General features: G+C 65.4%; 18 protein-coding genes. 6 read left to right on the forward strand and 12 right to left on the reverse strand.

Annotated elements, in window-relative coordinates; translation table 11 throughout:
• Window positions 1-37 precede the first annotated feature (37 nt).
• The gene (locus tag IF803_RS27080) at window positions 38-730 is read left to right on the forward strand and encodes a GntR family transcriptional regulator (protein WP_028331865.1); all 693 of its coding nucleotides are present in this window, start codon (window positions 38-40) and stop codon (window positions 728-730) included.
• 34 nt (window positions 731-764) lie between these two features.
• The gene (locus tag IF803_RS27085) at window positions 765-1,331 is read left to right on the forward strand and encodes an invasion associated locus B family protein (RefSeq protein ID WP_461194153.1); all 567 of its coding nucleotides are present in this window, start codon (window positions 765-767) and stop codon (window positions 1,329-1,331) included.
• Here the strand turns inward: IF803_RS27085 and IF803_RS27090 are convergent, their stop codons facing one another.
• Window positions 1,332-2,153: an NAD-dependent epimerase/dehydratase family protein gene (locus IF803_RS27090; protein ID WP_461194154.1), complete on the reverse strand. Its 822-nt coding sequence runs from the start codon at window positions 2,151-2,153 to the stop codon at window positions 1,332-1,334.
• Window positions 2,154-2,266: 113 nt separating this feature from the next.
• Between IF803_RS27090 and IF803_RS27095 the strand changes: the two genes are divergently transcribed.
• Window positions 2,267-3,229: an SMP-30/gluconolactonase/LRE family protein gene (locus IF803_RS27095; RefSeq protein WP_461194155.1), complete on the forward strand. Its 963-nt coding sequence runs from the start codon at window positions 2,267-2,269 to the stop codon at window positions 3,227-3,229.
• 210 nt (window positions 3,230-3,439) lie between these two features.
• Here the strand turns inward: IF803_RS27095 and IF803_RS27100 are convergent, their stop codons facing one another.
• Together IF803_RS27100 and IF803_RS27105 are read right to left on the reverse strand one after the other, a co-directional pair.
• Window positions 3,440-4,873 carry an aldehyde dehydrogenase family protein gene (locus IF803_RS27100; RefSeq protein ID WP_172648255.1) on the reverse strand — a complete coding sequence of 478 codons (1,434 nt, stop codon included), beginning with the start codon at window positions 4,871-4,873 and terminating at the stop codon, window positions 3,440-3,442.
• Window positions 4,874-5,164: 291 nt separating this feature from the next.
• Window positions 5,165-7,531, reverse strand: a complete 2,367-nt coding sequence (locus IF803_RS27105) for a transketolase (protein WP_461194156.1) — start codon at window positions 7,529-7,531, stop codon at window positions 5,165-5,167.
• 131 nt (window positions 7,532-7,662) lie between these two features.
• Between IF803_RS27105 and IF803_RS27110 the strand changes: the two genes are divergently transcribed.
• A complete protein-coding gene (locus tag IF803_RS27110) occupies window positions 7,663-8,124 on the forward strand; it encodes an Lrp/AsnC family transcriptional regulator (protein ID WP_016841346.1) in 462 nt (153 codons plus the stop codon).
• A gap of 350 nt (window positions 8,125-8,474) precedes the next feature.
• Here IF803_RS27110 and IF803_RS27115 read toward each other — a convergent pair whose 3' ends face one another.
• Entirely contained in the window at window positions 8,475-8,747 is a 273-nt protein-coding gene (locus tag IF803_RS27115; RefSeq protein WP_461194168.1) for a hypothetical protein, read from the reverse strand.
• 211 nt (window positions 8,748-8,958) lie between these two features.
• Complete coding sequence (locus IF803_RS27120; protein WP_461194157.1) at window positions 8,959-10,131, reverse strand: fumarylacetoacetate hydrolase family protein; 1,173 nt, start codon at window positions 10,129-10,131, stop codon at window positions 8,959-8,961.
• Window positions 10,132-10,378: 247 nt separating this feature from the next.
• Here IF803_RS27120 and ppk2 point away from each other — a divergent pair, with 247 nt between their 5' ends.
• On the forward strand, window positions 10,379-11,242 hold the full coding sequence (gene ppk2, locus IF803_RS27125; protein ID WP_461194169.1) for a polyphosphate kinase 2: 864 nt from the start codon (window positions 10,379-10,381) through the stop codon (window positions 11,240-11,242).
• 254 nt (window positions 11,243-11,496) lie between these two features.
• Window positions 11,497-12,375 (forward strand): transporter substrate-binding domain-containing protein, encoded by an 879-nt coding sequence (locus IF803_RS27130; protein ID WP_461194158.1) that lies wholly within the window; start codon window positions 11,497-11,499, stop codon window positions 12,373-12,375.
• A gap of 188 nt (window positions 12,376-12,563) precedes the next feature.
• On the opposite strand, the gene IF803_RS27135 is transcribed toward IF803_RS27130, so the two are convergent.
• From IF803_RS27135 to IF803_RS27165, 7 genes are all read right to left on the reverse strand, one after another.
• Window positions 12,564-13,232, reverse strand: coding sequence for an amino acid ABC transporter permease (locus tag IF803_RS27135; RefSeq protein ID WP_461194159.1), 669 nt, complete (start codon window positions 13,230-13,232; stop codon window positions 12,564-12,566).
• A 61-nt stretch (window positions 13,233-13,293) separates the two neighbouring features.
• Complete coding sequence (locus tag IF803_RS27140) at window positions 13,294-14,541, reverse strand: NAD(P)/FAD-dependent oxidoreductase (RefSeq protein ID WP_461194160.1); 1,248 nt, start codon at window positions 14,539-14,541, stop codon at window positions 13,294-13,296.
• A 16-nt stretch (window positions 14,542-14,557) separates the two neighbouring features.
• Window positions 14,558-15,316, reverse strand: a complete 759-nt coding sequence (locus IF803_RS27145) for an SDR family NAD(P)-dependent oxidoreductase (RefSeq protein ID WP_461194161.1) — start codon at window positions 15,314-15,316, stop codon at window positions 14,558-14,560.
• A gap of 107 nt (window positions 15,317-15,423) precedes the next feature.
• Entirely contained in the window at window positions 15,424-16,506 is a 1,083-nt protein-coding gene (locus IF803_RS27150; protein ID WP_461194162.1) for a zinc-binding dehydrogenase, read from the reverse strand.
• A gap of 117 nt (window positions 16,507-16,623) precedes the next feature.
• Window positions 16,624-20,511, reverse strand: a complete 3,888-nt coding sequence (locus tag IF803_RS27155) for an autotransporter domain-containing protein (protein ID WP_461194171.1) — start codon at window positions 20,509-20,511, stop codon at window positions 16,624-16,626.
• 242 nt (window positions 20,512-20,753) lie between these two features.
• Window positions 20,754-21,731 (reverse strand): DMT family transporter, encoded by a 978-nt coding sequence (locus IF803_RS27160; RefSeq protein WP_016844109.1) that lies wholly within the window; start codon window positions 21,729-21,731, stop codon window positions 20,754-20,756.
• 209 nt (window positions 21,732-21,940) lie between these two features.
• Complete coding sequence (locus tag IF803_RS27165; protein WP_028338852.1) at window positions 21,941-22,780, reverse strand: aldo/keto reductase; 840 nt, start codon at window positions 22,778-22,780, stop codon at window positions 21,941-21,943.
• Window positions 22,781-22,949: the final 169 nt, after the last annotated feature.

Consider the following 22,949-nt stretch of genomic DNA (forward strand, 5'->3'; position numbering starts at 1 on the left):
CATGCTGACCTCAGGCATCGACCAAAGCCGAGAGCGCATGACAGCCGAGCCCACATTGCCCGAACTCCAGGCCCCCTCGCGCGAGGAGGAACAGGCGGAGGTGATCCGCCGGCTGGAGGAGGACATCATCTTCGGCCGCTTCGCGCCCGGTTTGCGGCTGGTCGAGGATACCCTGATGCAGCGCTATGGCGCGAGCCGGCATTTCGTCCGCCAGGCGCTGTTCCAGCTCGAGCGCCAGGGCATCGTGCTGCGCGAAAAGAATGTCGGCGCCACGGTGCGGTTCTATTCGGCCGAGGAAGTGCGACAGATCTATGAGGTGCGCGAGATGCTGACGCGCCAGGCCGCGCTGATGATTGCCCTGCCCGCGCCGCAAAGCCTGATCGACCAATTGAGCGAGCTGCAACGGCATTACTGCATCAAGGCCGAGGCGCAGGACATGCGCGGCATTCACGAGACCAACGATGCGTTCCACCTCGCGCTGTTCTCCGCCTGCGGCAATCCCTATCTGGTCCGCTCGCTGCAGGACTACATGAACCTGACGCTGCCGATGCGCGCCAAAAATCTCGCCGACAGCGAGGGCCTCGCATTGTCGCGCCGCCAGCACGAATTGATGATCGAGCTCTTGAAGGGCCGCGACAGCTGGGCGCTGGCGCAGCTCTGCGTCGATCACATGCAGTACAGCAAGGCGGATTATCTCGTCCGCATCTCCAACGACAAAAAGCCGCAATAGCGCGATACGCGGCCTCCTCGTGAAGGAGACGGCGATGCGCTATGTGGCTATATTCCTTGGATCGTTCGCCGTGCAGCTTGCGCTCGGCGGCGTCGGCGAAGCGGCCGATCCGCGCGCGACGCAGCTCACCTACGAGCCCTGGACCAAGACCTGCCTGACAGAGGCGAGCTGCTTCGTCGCTGCGGCTGCGCGTGGCCAATGCGTGCCGTCGGGCGGCACGCTCAGCGTCTCGCCGCAGAGCAGCAAGCGCGCGATCGTGAGCGCCAACGTCGGAACGCGGACCATGCTGGAAGGCACGATCAGCCTCCGCATCGATCAGGACGAGCCGATCCAGATCGCCAAGCCGCATTGCTACACGCTCGGCTGCGGCGGTACGCTCGAGGCCGATGGCGAAATGATCGAGCGGCTGAAGCACGCGCAGACCATCGCCGTCGAAGCCAAGAACCTCACCGGGCAGACCATCAGCCTCGCCTTTCCCCTCACGCACTTCGCCGAGACCTTTGACGGGCCCGGCAGCCCGCCCAAGACATCCGGGCAAGGTTCGAAGGACGCGCAGCAGCACACCGAATCCGTGAAGCAACTGCCGCAATGCGAGGACTGATCACTTCTTCCAGTCGATCACCCGCTCCTTGTCGCCGTCGAACTCCATACTGCAGAACGCGCCGCCCTGGTAATAGTCGCCGACCGGATCCGGCGGCAGCTTGGCCTGCTCGGCGATCGCGTGCTCGCGGAAATCCTCAGCCCTTCCGGTCGGGCGATAACCGAGATCGTAGGCGCGGTGATTGTCCCACCACGAGCGCTCATTGTAGGACGCGCCGTACAGCACCTCGAAATAGATGTCGGGATGCTCGAGCCCGATGCGGCAGAGCTGGACGAGGTCTTCCGGCTTGAGCCAGATCGAGAGCCTGCGGTGGTCGAGCGGCGCCTCGCCGAAATTGCCGATCCGCAGGCAGGTGACCTTGATGCCGTGCTTGTCGGCATAGAGCGCGCCGACGCCTTCACCGAACACCTTACTGACACCGTAACGACTGTCCGGCCGCGCGGTGACGTCGGTACCGATGCGGTGATGACGCGGATAGAACCCGACCGCGTGATTGGATGAGGCGAAGATCACGCGCTTGACGCCCTGTTTGCGCGCCGCCTCGAACAGATTGTAGCAGCCGATGATGTTGGACTGCAGGATCGCGTCCCAGGGACCTTCGACCGAATAGCCGCCGAAATGCAGAATGCCATCGACGCCCTCGCAGATCGCCTCGACCTCTGCGAGGTTGGCGAGATCGGCCGCCTTGAACTTTTCGTTGTTGCCGAGATCGGAGGGCTGCTTGATATCGCTCAGCAGGAGATCCGGATAGATCGGCGGCAGCAGCTTGCGCAGGCTCGTTCCGATTCCCCCCGATGCGCCGGTCATCAATATGCGTGGCATGCCGTCCCTCTTCTTTCCTGATTGCTGCGATCGAATTGCGGTCGCAGGCCGACAATGATAGCAAACCAGGCGCTCAAGGAAACACCATCGAAACACAACAACGAGAACAGCAAATGTCCGATGTTCATTCCGCCGGCTGGCGTCCCGCGACCTGCTATCCCGATCCCGCGATCCACGCGCTCGATCCGCGCTTCGAGAAATACTGGCTAAAACTCTCCGCCATCGAGCGCATCGCGACTGGCCTGCGCTGGGCCGAAGGTCCGGTGTGGTTCGGCGACGGCCGCTATCTGTTGTGCAGCGACATCCCGAACCAGCGTATCCTCAAATGGGAGGAAGAGACCGGCGCGGTCAGCATCTTCCGCAAGCCGTCGAACTTCGCCAACGGCAACACCCGCGACCGCCAGGGGCGGCTGATCACCTGCGAGCATGGCGGTCGCCGCGTGGTGCGCACCGAGTATGACGGATCGATTACGGTGCTGATCGATTCGTTCGGCGGCAAGCGGCTGAACTCGCCGAACGACGTCGTGGTGAAATCCGACGGCTCGATCTGGTTCACCGATCCGATCTTCGGCCTGCTCGGCAATTACGAGGGCTACAAGGCCGATCCCGAGATCGAGCCCAACGTCTACCGGCTCGATCCCGAAACCAGCAAGGCCACGATCGTCGCCGAGGGCGTGCTGGGGCCGAACGGGCTGTGCTTCTCGCCGGACGAGAGGATCCTCTATGTCGTGGAATCCCGCGGGGAGCCGAACCGCAAGATCCTCGCCTATGACGTCGCGGCCGACGGCAGGACGATTTCCAACAAGCGCGTCTTCATCGACGCCGGCCCGGGCACGCCCGACGGCATGCGCTGCGACATCGACGGCAATCTGTGGTGCGGCTGGGGCATGGGCGATCCCGAGCTCGACGGCGTCGTCGTGTTCGCGCCCGACGGCGTGATGATCGGCCGCATCGCGCTGCCGGAGCGCTGCGCCAACCTCTGCTTTGGCGGCGTCAAGCGCAACCGCCTGTTCATGGCGGCGAGCCAGTCGATCTATGCGCTCTACGTCAACACCCAAGGCGCGCTCGGCGGTTAATTTCTTGGTCGTCCCGGCGAAGGCCGGGACCCATTACCACAGACCTTCGTTATTCGAACAATGCGGCCCGAGCTTACTCAACCAGATGCATCGGTGGTTATGGGTCCCGGCCTTCGCCGGGACGACGATGAAAACTTCTGCCTTCCAAAACGTCTGACGCCGGAGCGGTGAACCGCCCCGGCGCCAGAATGTTGTCTCTCGTGGCTCGGCTTACGCGGCGTTGTAGCCGGCGACCGCCTTGGCCTCGAGATATTCTTCCAGACCGTAACGGCCCCACTCGCGGCCGTTGCCGGACTGCTTGTAGCCACCGAACGGCGCGGTGCGCTCGTTCGGCACGCCCTGCAGGTTGACGTTGCCGGCGCGGATCTGGCGGCCGACGCGGCGCGCGGTTTCCACGGTGTCGGCCGAGACGTAACCGGCGAGACCATACGGCGTGTCGTTGGCGATCTTCACCGCGTCGGCTTCGTCCTTGGCGCCAAGGATAGTCAGCACCGGCCCGAAGATCTCCTCGCGGGCGATCGTCATGTCGTTGGTGACGTCGGCGAAGATGGTCGGACGGACATAGAAGCCCTTGTTGACACCCTCGGGCAGACCCGGGCCGCCGGCGACGAGCGTTGCGCCCTCGTCGATGCCCTTCTGGATCAGCGCCTGGATCTTGTCCCACTGGCCGCGGTTGACCACCGGACCTATCGTCGTGCCGTCGGCACGCGGATCGCCGGCCTTGGTCTTGTCGGCGACGCCCTTCGCGATCGCGGCCACTTCCTTCATCTTGGAGAGCGGCACGATCATGCGCGACGGCGCGTTGCAGGACTGGCCCGAATTGTTGAACATGTGCATCACGCCGCCGGTCACCGCCTTGGTCAGGTCGGCACCGTCGAGGATCACGTTCGGCGACTTGCCGCCGAGCTCCTGGCTGACGCGCTTCACGGTCGGCGCCGCACGCTTGGCGACGTCGACGCCGGCGCGGGTCGAGCCGGTGAACGAGATCATGTCGATGTCCGGGTGCTCGCTCATCGCCGCACCCACCTCCGGGCCGAGGCCGTTGAGGAGGTTGAACACACCCTTCGGCACGCCAGCTTCATGGAGGATTTCCGCGAAGATCAGCGCCGAGGTCGGGGTGAACTCCGACGGCTTCAGGATCATGGTGCAACCGGCGGCGAGCGCGGGCGCGACCTTGCAGGCGATCTGGTTGAGCGGCCAGTTCCAGGGGGTGATCATGCCGACGACGCCGACCGGCTCGCGCACGATCACGGCGGTGCCCATGGTCTCCTCGAACTCGTACTTCTTCAGCACTTCGAGGGTGTTCATGAGGTGGCCGAGGCCGGCACCGGCCTGCAGCTTCTCGGCCATCGGCAGCGGCGCGCCCATCTCGTCGGAGACGGCGGCACCGATCTCCTTCATGCGGCCCTTGTAGACCTCGACGACCTTGGTGAGCAGCGCGATGCGCTCCTCGCGGCTGGTCTTGGAATAGGTCTCGAAGGCGCGCTTGGCGGCAGCGACTGCCTTGTCGACATCGGCCTTGGAGCCGAGCGCAATCTCATACATCGCTTCTTCGGTCGCCGGATTGACGACCGGGGTGGACTTGCCTTTGACGACGGGATCGACCCAGGCGCCGTCGATGTAGAATTGCATGCGATTGACCATCGGAAACCTCTTGTACGGGGCGTATGGAATGGGGAACGAAAGCGTTCGGCAGGCATCCTTGCACGAAAGCCCGGCGAATTGAACCCGCCATATGCGGGACGCGGCTCGTGCGCGCGAACGGCATATAATGTCGCTATCGCGCAGGTGGCAAGGTTGGTCTCGTCGCCCCGGCGAAGGCCGGGGCTCATAACCACCGCCTGCAATTGGTAAAGGGTGCCGTTAGACCGAGTCGCGCTTACTTGCTGCCACTTGTGGTAATGGGTCCCGGCCTTCGCCGGGACGACGATGTGGCTACACCGCCATCTTGCGATGCCGCACCGGGGCGCCGACCGAGACGCTTTCCGCCGCGTCGATGATGGCGTTGGCGTCGATGCCGTAGTGGCGGTAGAGGTCGCCGATCGTGCCGGTCTGGCCGAAATGCTCGACGCCGAGCGCCTCGACGCGGTGGCCACGCACGCTGCCGAGCCAGCCGAGCGTTGCCGGATGGCCGTCAATCACGGTCACAATGCCGCAGTCGCGGCCGAGCGGCGCCAGCATGCGCTCGATATGACTCAAATGCTGCGCGCCGCGGCGGTCGCGGCGTAAATTCCGCGCGGCGGACCAACCCGCATAGAGCCGGTCGGCGGAAGTTACCGCTAGCAGACCGACGTCGCGGTGGCTCTCGCCGATCAGGCCGACCGCCTCGATCGCCTCCGGCGCGACGGTGCCGGTATACGCAATGACGATGTCGCAGTTCGGGCCCGGCTTGCGCATCCAGTAGGCGCCGTCGGTGATATCGCGCTGCAGGTCCGGGGTCATGATCCGTTGCGGCTGCTCCAGCGTCCGCGTCGAGAGTCGCAGGTAAACCGAACCACCCTCGGCGCCCTCGCGCTGCATGTGGCCGAAGCCCCAGCCCATGATCACGGCAAGTTCATCGACGAAGGCTGGATCGAACGAGGCCAGCCCGTCCTGCCCGATCCCGATCAAGGGCGTCTTGATCGACTGATGCGCGCCGCCTTCCGGCGCCAGCGAGATGCCCGACGGCGTCGCCGCCACCATGAAGCGGGCATCCTGGTAGCAGGCGTAGTTCAGCGCATCGAGGCCGCGTTCGATGAAGGGATCGTACAGCGTGCCGACCGGCAAGAGCCGCGCGCCGTTGATCTGGTGCGACAGGCCGAGCGCCGAGAGCATGATGAACAGATTCATCTCGGCGATGCCGAGCTCGAGGTGCTGTCCCTTCGGCGAATATTCCCAGGTGTAGGCGGACGGGATCTTCTCCTGCCGGAACAGGTCGTGGTTTTCCGCCTTCGCGAACAGGCCGCGGCGGTTGACCCAAGCGCCGAGATTGGTCGACACGGTGACATCGGGCGATGCGGTGACGATGCGCGAGGCGAGTTCGCTGTCGCCGCGCGCCAGCTCGTGCAGCACGAGACCAAAACCTTGTTGCGTCGACATCTGCGCCGAGGCCTTGAAGGCCAGCCGTTCCGGCACATCGATTTCAGGCGCCGACAGGCGGCGGCGCCCCTCGCGGTTGAACGGCGCCTCGGCGAGGAACGCCTCAAGCTTCGCAGGCTCCTGCGACAGGCCCTCGAACCTGTCCCACTCGTGGCCGGGGCGGATGTTCTGCGCGGCGCGCCACTTCTCCATCTGCGCCACCGTCATCAGGCCGGCGTGGTTGTCCTTGTGGCCCTGCATCGGCAGGCCGACGCCCTTGATGGTGTAGGCGATGAAGCAGACCGGCCGATCATGGTCGATCGCCTCGAAGGCCTCGATCATGCTCGCCATGTCGTGGCCGCCGAGGTTCGACATCAGCGCCAGCAACTCCTCGTCGCTGCGGCGCTCGATCAGCGCCGACACCTCGCCCTGGTCGCCGATGTCGTCGCGCAGATGCTTGCGGAACGCCGCGCCGCCCTGGAAGCAGAGCGCGGCGTACATCTGGTTCGGGCAGTTGTCGATCCAGCGCCGCAGCGCCTCGCCGCCGGGCTCGGCAAACGCCTCGAGCATCAGCTTGCCGTACTTCACGATCACGACGTCCCAGCCGAAGTTGCGGAACATGGTCTCGAACTTGGCCCACAGCCCCTCGCGCACCACCGCGTCGAGCGACTGCCTGTTGTAGTCGACCACCCACCAGGTGTTGCGCAGGCCGTGCTTCCAGCCTTCGAGCAGCGCCTCGAAGATGTTGCCCTCGTCCATCTCGGCGTCGCCGACCAGCGCGATCATGCGGCCCTCCGGTCGGTCGTTCATCCAGCCATGCGCCTTGACGTAGTCCTGCACCAGCGAGGCGAACAGCGTCTGCGCCACGCCGAGGCCGACCGAGCCGGTGGAGAAGTCGACGTCGTCGCTGTCCTTGGTGCGCGAGGGGTAGGACTGCGCGCCCTTGTAGCCGCGAAAATTCTCCAGCTTATCGCGGGTCTGGTGGCCGAACAGATACTGGATGGCGTGAAACACCGGGCTCGCATGCGGCTTCACCGCGACACGGTCCTGCGGGCGCAACACCGAGAAATAAAGCGCCGACATGATGTTGGCGAGCGAGGCCGACGACGCCTGGTGGCCGCCGACCTTCAACCCGTCGGTCGAGGGCCGCACATGATTGGCGTGATGGATGGTCCACGACGACAGCCACAGCACCTTGCGGGCCAGGGCGGACAGCATGTCGAGGCGTTCAGGCGCGATTCCCATGGCGATGCTCCGGGCGATATGCCGGAATGTTACTGCCGCAAGCGGCGGCGAAAATCTCAATTCCACGCGACAGCACAGGAAAAATTGGGATAAATTCCCACGATCCGGCTTCAACTGACGAGTTCATCCCAATGCCTGCCCTCGATGCCATCGACCGCAAGATCCTGAGTCTGCTCCAGACCGACAGCCGCATGACCATGCAGGAACTCGCCGACAAGGTCGGGCTGTCGGTGTCGCCCTGCCACCGCCGGGTCAAGCTGCTCGAGGAGCGCGGCGTGATCTCTCGCTACATCGCAACCGTCGACCAGAAGTCGATCGGGCTGCACGTCTCCGTCTTCATCTCGATCAAGCTGGCGCGGCAGAAGGAGGAAGACCTCAACCGCTTCGCGCGCGCGATCTCGAAATGGGACGAGGTGCTCGAATGCTACCTGATGACCGGCAATCGCGACTATTTGCTGCGCGTCGTCGCCGCCGACCTCTCCTCCTATGAAGCATTCCTGAAGAACAAGCTGACCCGGCTCGACGGCATCGCCTCGATCGAGTCGAGCTTTGCGCTGAGCCAGGTGAAGTATTCGACGGCGTTGCCGGTGTGAGGGCGTTGGTTGGTCAACTCGAATGGTGCCAACACCACAGTGTCGTCCCGGCCTAGTGCGCAATTGCGCACGGGGGGCCGGGACCCATACGCCGCAGCAGGTGCTGAGAACGGGACTCGTTGTCCCAGCATCGTTCAACAATCAGCATTTGTGGTTATGGGTCCCTGCTTTCGCAGGGACGACACTGAGTGTGTTGCGCTGTCAGTGGGCATACCTTCGCATTCTCGCGACATGGATCGTCCGAGCTTTGCATCTCGTTCCGTTTTGCAAAAGGGGTTTGCGCCGTCGGGCAACTCAGTGATTGGCGCTGGCGCCCTGCCCGGCTGGACGGCCTCGCCGCGACGACCAGGCTACGGCGCGATCCATATTCCAATCACGATGATGGCCAGTGAGACGGCAATGACCAGCATATCGGTGGTGAGCCAACCGGGCATTCCGTTTGATGGCTGCTCGCTCATGTCCGCGACTCCTTCTGTTCGCGTCGAGCCGATATGCTGGAGCGGACCGGCGCGAACGAGGATGAACTGGTTCACATAAAGCCAGGAAAAAGCGGCAAATTCCGCGTGTTTTAGCGCGCTCAAGTTGCGCCACACGGTCGATCTGCCGCGCAGGTTTCTGAACATGTTCGACAATGCCGACCGCTTCAGCGAACAGTGGCACATCATCGAAAGGCGCATTTCAAGACAGCGACCGACCCGCGCGGGCACGTGCGCTACGGAGCCCGGTGTGATCGAACATCTCGCCTGGGGCCCCCCTCTCCCCACCCTGCCCTGCAAGGGGGGGGGAGGGAGCCCGACGAGCGTGCTAACCTCACGATGGATTAGTATCTTCTCCTCACAGCACCTTGCGCTGTACGAGGTTCTTCATCAGCGCGCCGACACCGAAGGTCCAGGGCTCGCACTCGTCGCTGCCCCGCATCCGGTTGACCAGCTTGCCGAGCTGCGGCGCGGCGATGGTGACGATGTCGTCGCGCTTGTGGGTGAAACCCTCGCCCTTGGCGTCGCGGTCCTTGACCGGCGCGAACATCGTGCCGAGGAACAGCGCAAATCCATCGGGATATTGATGCACGGAGCCGATGGTCTGGGCGACCAAATCGGTCGGATCGCGGCTGATCTTGCTGATCGAGGAATGGCCCTCGAGCACGAAGCCGTCTGCGCCCGTCACGGTCAGGCCGACATCCATCTTCCTGACATCGTCGAGCGAGAAGGTCTGGTCGAACAGCCGGAGCAGCGGGCCGATTGCGCAGGACGCGTTGTTGTCCTTGGCCTTCGACAGTAAGAGCGCCGAGCGCCCCTCGAAGTCGCGCAGATTGACGTCGTTGCCGAGCGCGGCGCCGACGATCTTGCCGGCGGCGGAGACAACAAGCACGACCTCCGGCTCCGGATTATTCCAGGTCGACTTCGGATGCAGCCCGGCGTCCATGCCTGACCCGACCGAGGATAGCGTCGGCGCCTTGGTGAACACTTCGGCGTCGGGACCGATGCCGACCTCGAGATACTGGCTCCAGGCATTCTGATCGATCAGCACCTGCTTCAGTTTCATCGCCTGCTCGGAACCGGGCTTCAGCTTGGAGAGATCGTCGCCGACCAGGCGCACCACCTCCTTGCGGATCGCCTCCGCCGAGGACGGATTGCCGCGCGCCCGCTCCTCGATCACGCGCTCCAGCATCGAGATCGCGAAGGTGACGCCGGCGGCCTTCAGCACCTGGAGATCGACCGGCGCCAGCAGATGCGGCCTGGCCTTGTCGCGGCCGTCGGGCGGGGTGTTGGCGAGGATCGCCTCGAAATCGCCGATCCGCTCGCCGCGCGTGGCGCGCAGCGCGGCGGCGGGATCGATTTCCTCACAGAGCGCGCTCACCGTCGGGAACCGCGCCGTGACGTCGAACACGCCGTCTGCCCGAACCGCGACGACAGCCGGCCCGCCGGCCTGCGGCAGCCAGACCCGTCCGACCAGCGTGCCGGCGGTGCCGTCCTCCGGCAGGACGTCTTTTGGCGTGAGCGAAATCATCGGCACATCTCCCTTTTTGGTTTTGTCGGCTTGTTAGCACAGTCCGCCCGGCGGCGTGAAACAGCGGTCATGGCATTGTCATAGAGGGGTAACATCGCCCGTCAATGCTGCCGTCCGATCCATCTAACACACTGAAAGACGGACCTTCATGACGACCTCCGCCCTCACCGACGAAGCCTCCCGGGATGAAGCCCTGCGGGACGAAGTCTTGCGCGACGAAGCCTTGCGCGCCCGCATCCATCAGGAGATGGCCGACAGCCTCGACGAGGAACTCGAGCTCGAGCTCGACGACATGAGGCTCGACGAGCTCGACCATGACGGCGCCGCCGGCAAGCCGTCGATCGACCGCAAGTTCTATTTCCGCGAATTGCTGCGGCTGCAGGGCGAGCTGGTGAAGCTGCAGGACTGGGTGCAGCACGAGAAGAAGAAGGTCGTGGTGCTGTTCGAGGGCCGCGATTCCGCCGGCAAGGGCGGCGTGATCAAGCGCATCACCCAGCGGCTCAATCCGCGGGTCTGCCGGATCGCGGCGCTGCCGGCGCCGAACGAGCGCGAGCGCACGCAATGGTACTTCCAGCGCTATGTTTCGCATCTGCCGGCCGGCGGCGAGATCGTGCTGTTCGACCGCAGCTGGTACAACCGCGCCGGCGTCGAGAAGGTGATGGGGTTCTGCAGCGACGAGCAGTATGAGGAATTCTTCAACTCGGTGCCGGATTTCGAGCGCATGCTGATCCGTTCCGGCACCGTCCTCCTGAAATACTGGTTCTCGATCACCGACGAGGAACAGGCGTTCCGCTTCTCGATGCGGATCCAGGATCCGCTGAAGCAGTGGAAGCTGAGCCCGATGGACGTCGAGGCGCGGACCCGCTGGGAGCTCTACACCAAGGCCAAGGAGACGATGCTGGAACGCACGCATCTGCAGGACTCGCCGTGGTGGATCGTCGATGCCGTCGACAAGAAGCGCGCCCGGCTCAACTGCATCTCGCATCTCTTGAGCCAGATCCCCTATCAGGCGGTCACCCACCAGCCGGTGATGCTGCCGCCGCGGGTGCGCAACCCCGACTACCACCGCGGCCCGATCCCGCCGGAGATGTACGTGCCGGGACGGTATTGATCGGAGCACGCGCACGCTCTGCCCCCTCTCCCGCTTGCGGGGGAGGGGCGGGGTGGGGGCTCTCTCCACGAATCATATTGTGGAGAGAGCCCCCACCCGCATCGCATCGATGATGCGATGCGACCTCCCCCGCAAGCGGGAGAGGTGAAGACCGAGAGATGGCCCACTTCGCCTACCAATGGTGCAGGCGCGCGCCCTTGCTGGCACCGGATACCGACGCTAGGCTTCCCCCGATCTGGTGCAGGGAGGCCCGCTTGACTCAATCCGACGACATCAAAATTTCCGAAGATCGCCGCGACGCGCTTCGCTATGCGCTCGGGATCGGCAGCGGCGCGGCACTCGCGGCCACGATGGCAACCCCGGCCTCGGCGCAGGCGCAAGCCGACAACACGCTGGATCGCATCCGGGCCAGCAAGGTGCTGCGGATCGCGGTGCTGCCGGGCGAACTGCCTTATTTCAACAAGGATCTCGCCACCGGCACCTGGTCCGGCTTCTCGATCGAGATGGCCAACGATCTGGCCAAACTGCTCGACGTCAAGCTGGAATATGTCGAATCGACCTACGGCAATTCAATTCTCGATCTGCAGGCCAACAAGATCGACCTCGGCTTCGCGCTCAACCCGACCCCGCAGCGAGCGCTGGTTGTCGATTTCACCAATCTGGTGTTCCCGCATCCGTTCGGCGCGATGTTGAAGAAGGGGCTGGAGGCCAAGACCTGGGCCGACATCAACAAGCCCGAGGTGAAGATCGCGGTCGACGTCGGCTCGGCCAACGAGGCGGTGGCGCGCCGCTTCGCGCCTAACGCCACCATCAAGTCGCTGAAGTCGCGCGACGAGGTGATGCTGGAGATGTCGTCGGGTCGTGTCGATTGCGTGGTCAACGCGCTGGTGCTCGGGCTGACCGCGATCGCCAAGAACCCGAACCTCGGCACCTACAAGATCCTGGCCTCGCCGTCGGTAACGATCGCGAGCGGCACGGCGGTGCGGCGCGAAGCCGACAAGCGCTGGCGCGATTTCCTCTCGGTGTGGATCGACTACAACCGCGGCATCGGCCAGATGCGCGAATGGTTCGTCAAGGGCCTCGGCCTTGCCGGCGTCAAGCCGGAGGACGTGCCGGTGGAGTTGAGTATTTGAGGCTTGGCCACCGCATCGGCGGTCGGCTCCCTCTCCCGCTTGCGGGGGAGGGCTGGGGTGGGGTGTCACCGCGCGTCGGAACCTTCGGGTGGAAAAAGCCCCCACCCGGATCGCATCTTACGATGCGATCCGACCTCCCCCGCAAGCGGGAGAGGTGAACCACCGATGCGGCCGCTTCTCAGAATTACTCACACCTTGTCGTAGGTCAGCCCGCGCTCCAGCCGCCTCGCCACCAGCGTCGACGGAAACAGGATCGCAAAATAGATCAGCGCCACGATGGTGTAGACCTCGAGCGGCCGGTAGGTGTCGGCGTTGATCAAGGTCGCGTTGTAGACGAGGTCGGGCACCGCGATGATCGAGACCAGCGAGGTGTTCTTCAGCTGCGTGACCGACTGGTTGACATAGGGCGCCATCATCGGCTTCAGCGCCTGCGGCAGGATCACGAGCCGCATCAGGCGCCAGCCGCGGAAGCCGAGCGCCTTCGCGGCGTCCCACTGCCCGACCGGCACGCTCTCGATCGAGCCGCGCACGATCTCGGCGTAGAATGCGCCGCCATAGAGCGACAGCACGCTGACGGCGGCGACATGCGCCGGGATATTGACGCCGATCACCACCGGAAACGCGTAGTAGAACCAGATGATCTGCACCAGCAGCGGCGTGCAGCGGAACAATTCGATATAGGCGATCAGGAGCCAGTCGATCACCGGGATGCGCCGCAGCCGCAGCATGCCGACGATCAGGCCGATCAAGCTTCCGAGGATGATGGTGCCGATGGTGTAGGCGATGGTCCAGCCGAGCCCGAGCCAGAACAGATGGCTGTACTTGGCGAGGATGCCGAAATCCCAGACGTAGTTCATCCTGCCCCTCGGTTGCCGCGCCCGGCTTGACGCCCCAGCATCGCAGGCGGCCTCGCACGAGTCACGCGATATACCGGTTCGGCGAAAATGCCTGCACCTCGAACGGCGGCGCATCGCCCGCGATCATCGCCGCAATTGCGGCGCCCGTTCCGGGGCCGGTGGTGAAGCCGATATGCTGGTTGCCGAAGGCGAGCCAGAGCCCGCGATGCCGCGGCGCCGCGCCGATCATCGGCAGGCTGTCGGGCAGCGTCGGCCGCGCGCCGCGCCAGCGCTCGCCGACCGCATCGCCAAATTCGACCACGCTGCGCGCCATCGGCACCACCGCCTCGAGCTGCGAAAAATTCGACGGCGCGTCGCGCGCGGTGAGCTCGACGCCGCTGGTGACGCGAACGCCCTGCTCCATCGGTGTCATCAGAAAGCCGCCGTCCGCATCATGGATCGGCCGCAGCAATTTGCGTGCCGGGTTCGGCACGAAATGCTGGTGATAGCCGCGCTCGAACGCCAGCGGCACGCGATAGCCGAGCGGCCGCAGCAGCTCGGCCGACCACGGCCCGAGCGCGACCACGACATGGCGCGCGGCGGTCTCGCCGTCGGCGAGCTGCACGCGCCAGCCGTCGCCGCGCGGTTCGATGCGCCGAATCCCGGATTGCCTGATCGTGCCGCCGCCAGCGGCAAGCATCTGCGCGTAGGCCTTGACCACCGCGCCGGGTGAATCGACCGATGCCGTCTGCGTGTGCAGCAGGCCGACGCTATAGGCAGGGATGATATTCGGCTCGAGCGCGGAGATCGCCTGGCGATCAAGCACCTCGCTCCTGATGCCGAACTCGGCGAGCGCTGCCTGCTCGGCCTTCGCGGCGGCGAGCCCGTCGGCGCGCCAGGCCTTGAGCCAGCCGGTTTCGCGGATGCGATGGCCAGCGCCGGCCTGCACGATCCAGTCGCGATGCAGCTTCAGCGACGCGCCGATCAGACCGTGCAACGCGGCGGCGCGCGGTTTGGTCTGCGACGGTACAGCGGCTGCGAGGAAGCGCATCACCCAGCCGGCATTGGCGAGCGCCCACGCAATGTTCCAGCGCAGCGCCGGATGCGCGTTGGTCAGATATCTCGGCAAGTTCTTCAGCAGCGACGGCGTGTTGAGCGGCAGGATCGAGCCCGACGAGATGATGCCGGCATTGCCGTAAGAGGTTTCGCTGCCTGGCTCGCGGCGATCGACGACGACGACGGAGAGCCCGCGCTGCCGCGCGGCGAGGCCCGCCGAGACGCCGACCATGCCGGCGCCAAGCACGGCGACATCGACCTGCTGTGCTGCCATGCCCTCGCTCATGCCGTCACATCAAGGTCAGGCCGCCATCGACCGGCAGCGTCGCGCCGGTGACGTGGCCGGCTTCCGGCGACAGCAGGAAGGCGACGACGGCGGCGACCTCGTCGGGCTCGGCCAGCCGCTGCATCGGATTGGCCTTTGCGACGCGCTCCCAGGTCGCGGTATCAAGCGCGCCGAACAGGCCGGGATCCTTGCGGGTGTAGCCGGGCATCACGGCATTGGCGGTGGCGCCTGACGCGGCGAGTTCGATCGCGAGCGACTTCACCAGCACCTCGAGCGCGGCCTTCGCGGCGGCCGATCCCGGATAGGTGGCGCCAGGGACGAAGCGATGCGGCCCGAAGCTCGACACCGCGACGACGCGGCCTTGCGCGCTGCGCATGAGGTCGGACAGCGCCGCCGCCGCGATTTCATGGAAGGCCGCCGCCATCACCGCGAAGGCGCGCTCCAGCGCCTCGCGCGGCAGGCTCAGGAATTCGCGCCGGTCGGCAAAGCCCGCGGCGTGCACGATGCTGTCGATCGGCCCGAACGCGGCCCGCGTTGCCGCGACCAGCACGGTGCCGACGCCGGCCTTGGCGAGATCGCCGGTGCAGACCTCGACCTTCGCGCCCTTGTTGCGGCATTCCTCCGCAACCGAATTCAGCCGCGCGAGCCCGGCGGCCTCGGTGCCCTGTCCGTGCAGCATCAGGGATTGAGCGGGGCCAGCGAGCCGGCGCGCGACTGCGGCGCCGATGCCGGAGCCGCCTCCGGTGATGATTGAAACGCGCATGAGGTGCGTGCAGTCAGTGCGATAAGAGACAGCGAACTATAGGTTCGGCGCCACGAAATGCAAACCGCACCCATCGCCGTCAGTGCAGCGCCAGGTTCAACGCCAAATCAGCGCCATGGCTCGACCAGGATCTTGGTGTGCGCCTCGGGATTGGCGAGATCGGCAAAGGCCTGCGCGACGCCGTCGATGCCGACGCGGCCGGTGACCAGCGAGGCGGCATCTACCTTGCCTTCCGCGATCAGGCGCAGCGAATAGGCAAACTCCTCGGGCGTGTAGCCGAGCACATATTGGACGTTGAGCTCCTTGATGATGCCGAGCATGGGCTCGGACTTGTCGGTCTCCATGCAGACGCCGACCACGACGACACGGGCGCTGCGCGGGGCGCCCTCGAACACCTGCTGCAGCACGCCGGGCACGCCGACGCATTCGAAAATCAGCGCGGGCTTCAGCGGCGGCAGCAGCGCCTGCATCGGCGGCCGCGCCGCCTTCTCCGCGTCGGTCATCTGGGCATGCTCGGCCCAGCTCGCATAGGGCTGCGTCTTGGCGGGATCGACCACCACATCGGCGCCCATCTTTTCGGCGAGCAGGCGCCGCGCCGGCGAATAATCGGCAGCAACGATCGGTCCAAGCCCCCTGATCTTCAGCGCCGCAATCACCGCCAGCCCGACCGGTCCGCAGCCGATCACCAGCGGCACCTCGCCGCCCCTGATGTTGGCCATCGCAACCGCATGCACGCCCACCGCAAGCGGCTCGGTGAGCGCGGCGTGCTCGGCCGCAAGCCCGTTCGGCACTTCGAGCAGCAGCGGCTCGCTGAGCAGCATCTGCTCGGCATAGCCGCCGAGATAGTCGTTGGAATAACCGATGCCCTTCGGCCCCTCCGGCGTCAGCAGCGCCGGCAGCGAGCACACGCGCGTGCCCGGCTTCAGCTTTCGCGTGGTGTTCGGGCCGTAGTCGAGGACCTCGCAGCAGAACTCGTGGCCGAACACGACGTCGCGCGACAGATCCATCGGCGTGCGGCCAGGCAGGAACTTGCTCAACTCGACCATGCGGTGGGCATGCTTGCGTGCGTGCAGATCGGAGCCGCAGATGCCGCACGCGAGCGATTTGACCAGCACCTGGCCGGCGCCGGGCTTCGGCTCGGGCACCCGGTCGACGACAATCTCGCCGTTCCTGAAGATCGCTGCGCGCATATTCCCTCCCGCGTGGGTTTTGTCCCACTCATTTTGATGCGTATTTCGTCCCGCGAAATGCTGTCGCGGATCACGTCCGGGACAAGCTTTCGCCGCAGGAGGCTATAGCACGGAGGGTCACCACGTATAGCGCATAACGCCCTTGCCGGCGTAAGACTGTGTCACGTTGGAGAATTCGCCCTCGAAGGTCGCGGCGGCCGACCAGCCGTTGCGCCACCTCAGCTCGGCGGAGGCCGTGGTCAGCGCCGAGTCGCTCGCCTGCGCCGCGCCGTTGACCACGAAGGCCGCACCGGGCAGCGTCTGGAACACGGCACCAACGGCGCGGTCCGGATTGAAGTCATGCGCCCAGGCAACGCGACCGCGCAGCGTCACGATGCCGCCGTCAACCGCGAACGATTTGTCGGAGCGCAGGCCGAGTTCGCTCCTGACGTCGGTGACGCTCTTCGCTGCATAGTTCAGCGCGAAGGCGCCGCCGCCGGAGACCACGCTCTCCGCATAGGCCGGCAGCTCGAAGCTCGTGAACTGGGCCGCCGCGTAAGGCGTCAGCCCAATCGACGGCGTGGCATAGCGATAGCCGCCCTCGAGCCGGCCCGACCAGGCATTGGCATTGAAGTTGGCGCGCAGGTGATCGGCGCCGGCTCCGGTGACGATGCGGTCGGTGGTGACATCCTGCCAGCCATAGGCGAGCGCACCACTTACGTACGCCGCGCCGACGCTGTGGCGAACGAACGCGCCGGCCTGGAACAGATCGGAGCGGCCCCAGCCGAGACCGTTGACGCTGAAGCTGGTGGCGCCGCCGGCGAGCGCAAAGCCGGCAATGGTGTTCGGCGAGAAGCGGTAGTCGGCGCCGACCGCGCTGCCATAGAGGCTGCTGCTCGTGTTGTTCGAGCCCAGCGGCGCATTGCCGCTGGTGGTCTGCGAGCCGCCATAGCCCGCCGCCCATACGCTCCAGCGCTGCTCGAAGCTCGGCTGCAGCGGCGGCGCCTTGGCGTAGATCGCGGCCAGCGCGTCGCGCGGCTCGGTCTTGCGCGCCGCATAGGCGAGCGGCGTGCTCTCCTCGGCGAACGGCGGCGCCCCCGCGGCGCCACTGAAGCCACCATCGCGCCCGGCGACGAACGGATCGGTCAACAATCCCAGAAACAGGCCCATCGCGTTGAACGTCGCCTGCTGCGAGCCGGTCGCGCCTTCGCCCGAGGCCTGCGTCAGGCCGTTCGGCGACAGCCCGGCGAACACCGCATTGATACCGCCATTGGCGTTGAAGAAGTTCTGCAGCGTGGTGGCGACGTTCTGCTGATTGACGTTCAGCTTCGACTTCGCGCCGTAATCGAGCGCGAAGTTGAGATAGGCGTTGCTCGCGTCATAGCCGAGCGTCGCGACGAGGTTCGACGGCAACCCGGTTGAATCGACACCCGCAAACGTGCCGCTGCGGCCGCCGGCCGCCGACAGGATGGTGTATTGCTTGGCGATCGTACTGCCGGCGGCGACGCTGACGCCGACCGATCCGGCCAGCGTCGCGCTGCCGCTCACCTTGGCCAGGGTGGACGCCGTCGAATTGAGCCCGACGAGGTACAGTGCACCCGACTGGAAGGCGAGATTGCCCGCCACGTTCAGGGATGTGCCTGGCGGCGCATCGCCGGGCATCAGGATGCCGCCGCTTGCAATCGTCGTGTTGCCGACGGTGCCGATACCGGACAGCGCGCCGCCGGCATTCACCGTGGTGAGGCTCGACGAGGCGATCGAGCCGTCGACCTGAAGAATGCCGCCGTTGACCGTCGTGGTGCCGGTATAGCTGTTGACGCCGGACAAAATCAGGGTGCCGCTGCCGGTCTTCTCGAAATTGGCAGGACCGGTGCGGCCACCGCCGAAGCAGCCACAGATATGGAATGGGTTCAACGGATCGAAGTCGGCAAGCACGCCGCTGAGCGCCGTAGAGAGATTATTGCTGCCAACGACGAGGGTGTTGCCTGAGCCGATATAGTAAAAGCCGGAGCCTGCGATCGAACCCGCGGTGATGCGCCCGTCGCCGTTCGGCCCCGTGCTGAGCGAGAAATCGACCAGTCCGGTGCCGTTGGTGATGAACTGGGCGTTGCCGCCGGTCGCGTTGTTGAAGAACTTGATGGTGCTGCCGGCTTCGGTGGTGATGGTGGCGTCGCCCGCCGTAGCGAACGCCGTGAAGATGTGTTGGCTGCCGGCCTGGTTGTCGATGGTCGCATTGCCCGCGGTGGCATAGGCATCGAACTGGAGAACGCTGCCGTCCCGATTGACGATCGTCGCGTTGGCCGCGGTCGGCGCCTCCACCGGGTTGAAACCGCCAGATCCGAAATAGAGCACGCCGCTGTTGTCGAAGCTGGCGTTTGCCGCCGTGCTGTTCTGGAAAAAGGCGACCTGACCGCCCGCGAGCGTGACGATGGTTGCGGAAGCCGCAGATGAGGACTCGAAAAACTGCGTCGAGCCGCCATTGGTGCCGTTGGTGATGGTGGCCTGCCCCGCATTGGTGTGGCCCAGAAACACCGCGGCACCGCCGTTTGAGTTGTCGATCACAGCCTTGGCGGCCGTGCTGGTGTCGGAGCCGCCGGGAGGACCAAACGCGTCGCCGAACACCACAGTGCCGCCGTTGGTGTTGGTGAATCTGGCATTGCCGGCAGAACTGGTGTCGCGGAAGATCGTGAGCGCACCATTGGTGTTGCTCACGGTGGCATTGCCCGCGGTGCTGCTGTCGCGAAACTCCGTGATGCCGAAATTCTGGTTGACGATCGTCGCCGTCGACGCCGTGGTGGAATTGTAGAACGTCGTGGTGGCGATCCCGTTGAAGCCGTCGTTGACGATCTTGGTGATTCCGGCCGTGTTGGCATTGACGATGTCGAACTTGCCGTCGACCGCGACCTCGCCGACGATCGAGGCGGCGTGGCTGGCGTCGCCGAGTTGCAAGGTCGCGCAATCGCAGATCGTGGTGCCGCCGGTGTAGGTGTTGGTGCCTGTTAGCACCACGCGGCCGAGGCCGCCCGAATTGTCCAGCACCGTCAGCTTGCCGGGGCCGTTGCCGTCGGCGATGTTGCCGGCGATCGTGAGCGTGACGCCATTGGCGTCGATCGCGCTGCCGATGGCGGACGTATTGATCTTGAAGTTGTTGGCGAACGTCAGGTTGCCGAGGCCGTCGGCCTGAAACGAGGCATTGTCGAGCGTGACGGTGCCCGACCCGACCGAGCCGTTGTTGCCTACGACAACGGTCGTATCGACCACCAGCGTTCCGCCGGAATAGGTGTTGGCGCCGGAGAGCTGCACGTTGGAGAAACCGGACGCCGACGAATCGATCAGGCGCAGAACGCCGGCGCCGGCACCGTCGGCGATCACGCCCTGGAGATTGACCTGGGCGCCGTTCGCATCGACCGTTCCGCCGGCCGCATTGACCGCGATGTTGTTGGCGAAGGCGACGCTCGAGACCGTCGGCGACTGCATCTGGAACGTGCCGCCATTGAGCGTGATAGTGCCGGTGCCGACCGAATCCGCATTCGTCACCTGCACGGTGCCGGCGGAGATCAGCGTGCCGCCGGAATAGGCATTGGTGCCCGCGAGCACCAGCGTGCTGTTGCCGAGCTGCTGCACCATCACGCCGGGCGCAAGCCCGTCGTTGATGTTCGCACTGATGGTGATGGTCTGGCCGCTGTTGGCCCGGTTGATCAGGCCGCCGCTCGGCCCCGTCAAGGCGAAGTTAACCGGGTTGCCGCTGATCGTGTACGACTGCGAATTGGCGGTGAAGGTCCACGAGTCCAGCAGCATCGGGCCAGCGCCGATCGTGACCGTCGCCGATCCCGTCGAATCGAAAATGGCGGATTGGGTCGGGAGGATCGGCGGCGCGCCGGGCGACGTCGTCGACCAGTTGGTCGGGAGCTGGTAGTCGGCACTGCTCGTTGTGCTACCGCTGCCGCCCCAGGTGAAGCTCTGGGCTTGTGCCGAACTGGACGGCAACAGGCTTGCAGCCGCCGAGACGCAGACTGCCGAAGCCAGCACACCGCGAAACTGCCGAGCAAACGAAAAAAAGACCGAACCAAAATGCACGTGAACTGCCCCCAAACGCTCTACGGCGCTCTTGGGGCGAGATTAGCATGTTGCCAAACGCGCGATTGTTGATTGTGTCCGAAATCCTTCGATTCAGCTTCCGGAGGTCGAAGTTTCGGCCCCACTGTTGTACACCCGCAACGCTAGCGGAGGCTGGCCTCGCAACCAGCGCACGATTCTTGGTACTCTGGTCAGGCGTTCGGCGACGGCTCGCTGGCCACGGTCAGCAGCTGCGACCGTCGGACGCGCTCGCGATGCGCGGTGTAGAGGCCCGAGGCGACGATGAAGCCGGCGCCGAGGATGGTCCAGCTGTCGGGCACTTCGCCGAAGATCAGGAAGCCGAGGATGCTGACCCACAGCAGCTGCGTGTAGGAGAACGGCGCCAGCACCGAGGCATCGCCATAGCGGAATGCCAGCACCACGATCCACTGTCCGACGGTGGACGCAACACCGATCAGGATGCCGAACATGATGTCGTGCCAGCTCGGCGTGACCCAGACGAACGGCACCAGCGCGCTGACGATGGCGACGCCGACAATGGACGAATAGGTCATCACCGTGATCGGGCGCTCGCTGCCGCTCATCATGCGCGTCAGGATCAGCGTGCCGGCCCAGGCCAGCGCCGAGACGAGCGGGAAAATCGCGGCGGGATGGAACGCGCTGGTGCCCGGCCGCAGGATGATGAACACGCCGGCGAGGCCGACCGCGGTCGCGATCCAGCGTCGCATGCCGACCCTCTCACCGAGGAACGCGATCGACAGCGCGGTGACGAACAGCGGCGAGACGAAGCTGGTGGCCGAGGCTTCGGCGATCGGCAGGAAGCCGAGCCCCGTGATGAAGATCAGCGAGGAACCGAGCAGCGCGGCGCCGCGCAGCACGTGCAGCCCGGGACGGCTGCTGCGCAGCGCGAACAGCGGCGAGCCCGGCAGCATCGCCGGCGTCATGATCATCGCGAACACCAGGAAGCGGATCCAGGCGATCTCGATCGAGGGCAGCGTGGAGGAGAGATATTTTGCCGTGACGTCGGAGGTGCCCAGGAACACGGTCGACAGCAGGATCAGCGCGATACCCTTGAACGGCCGGTCGGTGCGGGCGGGCGCCTTGCTTGTCGCTGCGGGCGCGGTCTTGGCAGGCAATGAAAGGGGAACGCTGTCCAGCCTGGCGGCCACGGCTGCGGGGGGCGGTGTCACGGCAATCTCGAAGGCAAAATAAAGGGAATCTGCTGATCGTACAAAACGCCAATTCCGCCGCGAGAACAATGCCCGAAAACGGGACTCCGATATGCACCAGCGCGCGCGACCGCCCGCCGCAGGCTGTGTGCCGCCGCAACTGCAACAGTTTGTTAAGAACTGTCTGGAGCGAAGTGAACCGCTCTCGCTCAGAGCATCGGCAGCGAGCGTGGTTTCGGCCCGCGCGGGAACGCGGCATCGAGCGCGGCGAGTTCCTCGGCGCTGAGCTTGAGCGTGCCGGCGGCAGCGTTCTCCGCCGCGTGTTCCGCGTTCGACGCCTTCGGAATCGCGAGCACCGACGGCAGCCGCGTGAGGAAGCTCAGCGTGACCTGGCGCGGTGTCGCCTTGTGCGCCTGCGCGATCGATTGCAGCACCGCGCCGGCCCTGCTCGACGGCGAGGGAAAATCATTGTGACCGAACGGCGAGTAGGCGACGACGGCGACGCCGTGCTGCTCGCACCACGGAATCACGGCGTGCTCGATGGCGCGCTCCTGCAGATGGTAGAGCACCTGGTTGCAGGCGATCGTACCCTCACCCGCGACATCGAGCACTTCGTCGAGATCCTCGGTGTCGAAATTGCTGACGCCCCAGGCGCGGATCTTGCCCGCCGCGATCAATTCGTCGAACGCCGCGACCGTCTCTGCGAGCGGAGTGGTTCCGCGCCAGTGCAGCAGATAGCAATCGAGGCGATCGGTCTTCAGCCGCTTCAGCGAGCGCTCGCAGGCGGTGATGGTGCCGCGCCGCGAGGCGTTGCTCGGCAAGACCTTCGAGACCAGGAACGTTTCGTCGCGGCGGCCGGCGATCGCATCCGCGATCACAAGCTCGGCGTCGCCATACATCTCGGCGGTGTCGATATGCGTCATGCCGGCATCGATGCCGCGCTTCAGCGCAGCGACGGCCGCCTTGCGGTCACCGCGATCGAGATACCAGGTGCCCTGCCCGATCACCGAGACCTGCGGGCCGTTGTCGCCGAATTTTTTTGTCTGCACGATCGCCTCGTTCCGCGTGTTCGCTTGTAGCCCCCGCGCAGGACGATAAAGCAAACGGACGACCATGTCTCCACATCGTCGTCCCGGCGAAGGCCGGCAACTGTTATGTTGGTTTGGTCTGCAGGTACGGCTTTCGGTCTCGCATCATGGCATTGAGGACCGTGAGCAG

The sequence above is a fragment of the Bradyrhizobium sp. UFLA06-06 genome, from assembly GCF_054820065.1.

Coding starts and splice junctions, on each gene's coding strand:
- IF803_RS27080 (WP_028331865.1), top strand. CDS start 38: ATGACAGCCGAGCCCACATTGCCCGAACTCCAGGCCCCCTCGCGCGAG.
- IF803_RS27085 (WP_461194153.1), top strand. CDS start 765: ATGCGCTATGTGGCTATATTCCTTGGATCGTTCGCCGTGCAGCTTGCG.
- IF803_RS27090 (WP_461194154.1), bottom strand. CDS start 2,153: ATGCCACGCATATTGATGACCGGCGCATCGGGGGGAATCGGAACGAGC.
- IF803_RS27095 (WP_461194155.1), top strand. CDS start 2,267: ATGTCCGATGTTCATTCCGCCGGCTGGCGTCCCGCGACCTGCTATCCC.
- IF803_RS27100 (WP_172648255.1), bottom strand. CDS start 4,873: ATGGTCAATCGCATGCAATTCTACATCGACGGCGCCTGGGTCGATCCC.
- IF803_RS27105 (WP_461194156.1), bottom strand. CDS start 7,531: ATGGGAATCGCGCCTGAACGCCTCGACATGCTGTCCGCCCTGGCCCGC.
- IF803_RS27110 (WP_016841346.1), top strand. CDS start 7,663: ATGCCTGCCCTCGATGCCATCGACCGCAAGATCCTGAGTCTGCTCCAG.
- IF803_RS27115 (WP_461194168.1), bottom strand. CDS start 8,747: ATGTTCAGAAACCTGCGCGGCAGATCGACCGTGTGGCGCAACTTGAGC.
- IF803_RS27120 (WP_461194157.1), bottom strand. CDS start 10,131: ATGATTTCGCTCACGCCAAAAGACGTCCTGCCGGAGGACGGCACCGCC.
- ppk2 (WP_461194169.1), top strand. CDS start 10,379: ATGGCCGACAGCCTCGACGAGGAACTCGAGCTCGAGCTCGACGACATG.
- IF803_RS27135 (WP_461194159.1), bottom strand. CDS start 13,232: ATGAACTACGTCTGGGATTTCGGCATCCTCGCCAAGTACAGCCATCTG.
- IF803_RS27140 (WP_461194160.1), bottom strand. CDS start 14,541: ATGGCAGCACAGCAGGTCGATGTCGCCGTGCTTGGCGCCGGCATGGTC.
- IF803_RS27145 (WP_461194161.1), bottom strand. CDS start 15,316: ATGCGCGTTTCAATCATCACCGGAGGCGGCTCCGGCATCGGCGCCGCA.
- IF803_RS27150 (WP_461194162.1), bottom strand. CDS start 16,506: ATGCGCGCAGCGATCTTCAGGAACGGCGAGATTGTCGTCGACCGGGTG.